The organism is Colwellia sp. MB3u-41 (genome assembly GCF_014076845.1).
Lineage (GTDB): Bacteria > Pseudomonadota > Gammaproteobacteria > Enterobacterales > Alteromonadaceae > Colwellia_A.
In genome coordinates this window covers 1-2,239 of record NZ_JACGUT010000040.1, presented here as the reverse complement: position 1 = coordinate 2,239, position 2,239 = coordinate 1, and the positions used below count along the sequence as shown (strand labels likewise).

The window sequence follows — 2,239 nt, the reverse complement described above, 5'->3', positions numbered from 1 at the left end:
TGTTCATAAAATTGCTTTACCTCTTTCTATAATTATTTTGCTAAGCTTTCCTTTTGGAACCATAGTTGGCGGTATATATTTGATGCAACGGTTCAAAAACACATAACAAGCCATTCAAGCAGGACTTTTAACAGTTGGTTAGGTTCCGCTTCGCTTCACATTATAACCAACAATTAAAAGCCTCTTAATGGGGCGTTATGCGGCATTGCGAATTCGATTAAATGTAATTGTGGTAATTGCCTTTTCTTTATCTTGGTTATTTACGCGTAATTAAATCTATTTAGGTTTTTGGTTAAATAGTTTTTCGCCAAAGTAGGTAAGTGATAAATTCACTTTTCATTAGTGGCTCAAAATTGACGGTTTAGTGTGTCGCAATGCTGTGAGTTTTTTAAATGTGCATTTTATGTTTTTAATATTTATATAAATTATGCGGTTTATGGTAATCTAAAAATCGCATAACAAGGCATTCAAACGGACAAAAAACAGTTGGCTGTTTCACTCCGTTCACATTTTAGCCAACAATTTTTTGCCGCTTAATGTGGCGTTAGTTTTTTATCAGGCATCGGAGCTAGATTTAGTTATGGAGCAAAAAGTAGTGTCAATCGAAGAAAATAAAGAAACCAAGATAGAAGAAAATTTGGTAGAAGATAACAAAGTTAAAAATGAAACTGTTGTAACAGAGTTACATTTCGAATTATTAAAACAATATGCATGGTTTTCTTCGGTAATAATAGGTGCTGTTGTCATTCTGATTCAACTTAAAGTGGTTTCCTTTAGTTCGGATCTATACCTTCCTTTTGGTTGCTTTGGTGCTTCCATTTTTATTTCATTGTTGGGACAAGACTACATAGTTGACTCACTGATTAAGGGGAAAACTATATATGGCATATCAAAAAAAATAAAAATTTATCGTAGCCTTGCAATGTTTACTTTGTTTTTTGGTGCCGGGATACTTACAGCTAATATTACGTAAGGCTTAGTTTAAAGTTAAAAAAACTAACAAGCACTTCAAACGGAACAAAAACAGTTGGTTAGGTTTCGCTTCGCTACACATTATAACCAACTATTTTTGTCCGCTTAAGTGGGCGTTATGCGGCATTGCGAATTCGATTAAATGTAATTGTGGTAGTTGCCTTTTCCTTATCCTGGTTATTTATGCGTAATTAAATCTATTTAAGTTTTTGGTTAAATAGTTTTTCGCCAAAGTAGGTAAGTGGTAAATTTACTTTTGATTAGTGGCTCAAAATTCACGGTTTATTGTGTCGCAATGCTGTGAGTTTTTTTAATGTGCATTTTATGTCATTAATATTTATATAAATTGTGCAGTTTGTGGTGGTGTAAAAATCGCATAACAAGGCATTCAAACGGACAAAAAACAGTTGGCTGTTTTCACTTCGTTCAACATTTTAGCCAACAATTTTTTGCCGCTTAATGTGGCGTTATGTGCTTAGAGAATGATGAGCATGCTTCAATTCAAGGAAATGAATATTTTGACATTAGATGATTATAGAAACGAATTTGAAAAATCTTCAAACAGATCTGTTTCAATGCCAATAGCAGGAACAATTGTTTGGGGGTTAGTTGCACTTTTAAGTACTCAATTTAATGAAAATATCTCTGTATATATTTTACTTTTTGCTACAGGTGGGATTTTTCCAATAGCTTTAATTATTGCTAAAATTAGGAAGGAAAATTTAGTTTCATCATCAAACCCTTTAGCAAAGTTGATGGGACTGTGCATCTTAATGGTTAATCTTCTCTGGGCTGTTCACATTCCATTGCTTTTAAACGCCCCTGAATTTGTTCCTTTAAGTTTAGGGATTGGGCTAGGACTTCATTGGGTGGTTTATTCATGGATAATTAATCATCCTGTAGGCATAATTCATGCGGTGTTGAGAAGCATTTTAATCGTAGTAGCTTGGTACTTGTTTCCTAATGATGGTCTTTTGGCTATTTCTTGCGTTATTGTTTTAACCTATTTAATAAGTATTTATCAAATGTTAACTAGAAGCGTACACAGCACATAACAAGAAAATCAACAAGGACACGTAACAGTTGGCTACGTTTCGCTTCGCTACACAATTTTAGCCAACCATTACTTAGCCTGTTATTTAGGCGTTATATGCTCTTAATAAATACGTTTTAGGGCAAGACATTTTTAGCTAAGTGTTTTACGCTAAACTCGGTTTAGTGCAGCACTAATAAGCATTGCCTCTTTTACCTTTTTCAAAGGTGGCAA

The 2,239-nt window shown here is 33.7% G+C and carries 2 protein-coding genes; both read left to right on the top strand.

Annotated features, from left to right (window positions below; all coding sequences use genetic code 11):
• Positions 1-580: 580 nt before the first annotated feature.
• Entirely contained in the window at positions 581-973 is a 393-nt protein-coding gene (locus tag H4J73_RS02155; protein WP_182176809.1) for a hypothetical protein, read from the top strand.
• Positions 974-1,490: 517 nt separating this feature from the next.
• Positions 1,491-2,027 carry a DUF7010 family protein gene (locus H4J73_RS02150; protein ID WP_182223127.1) on the top strand — a complete coding sequence of 179 codons (537 nt, stop codon included), beginning with the start codon at positions 1,491-1,493 and terminating at the stop codon, positions 2,025-2,027.
• The last annotated feature ends 212 nt before the right edge of the window (positions 2,028-2,239 follow it).

What these genes read in the sequence shown, in the direction of transcription:
- H4J73_RS02155 (WP_182176809.1), top strand. Translation starts at nt 581, where the DNA reads ATGGAGCAAAAAGTAGTGTCAATCGAAGAAAATAAAGAAACCAAGATA.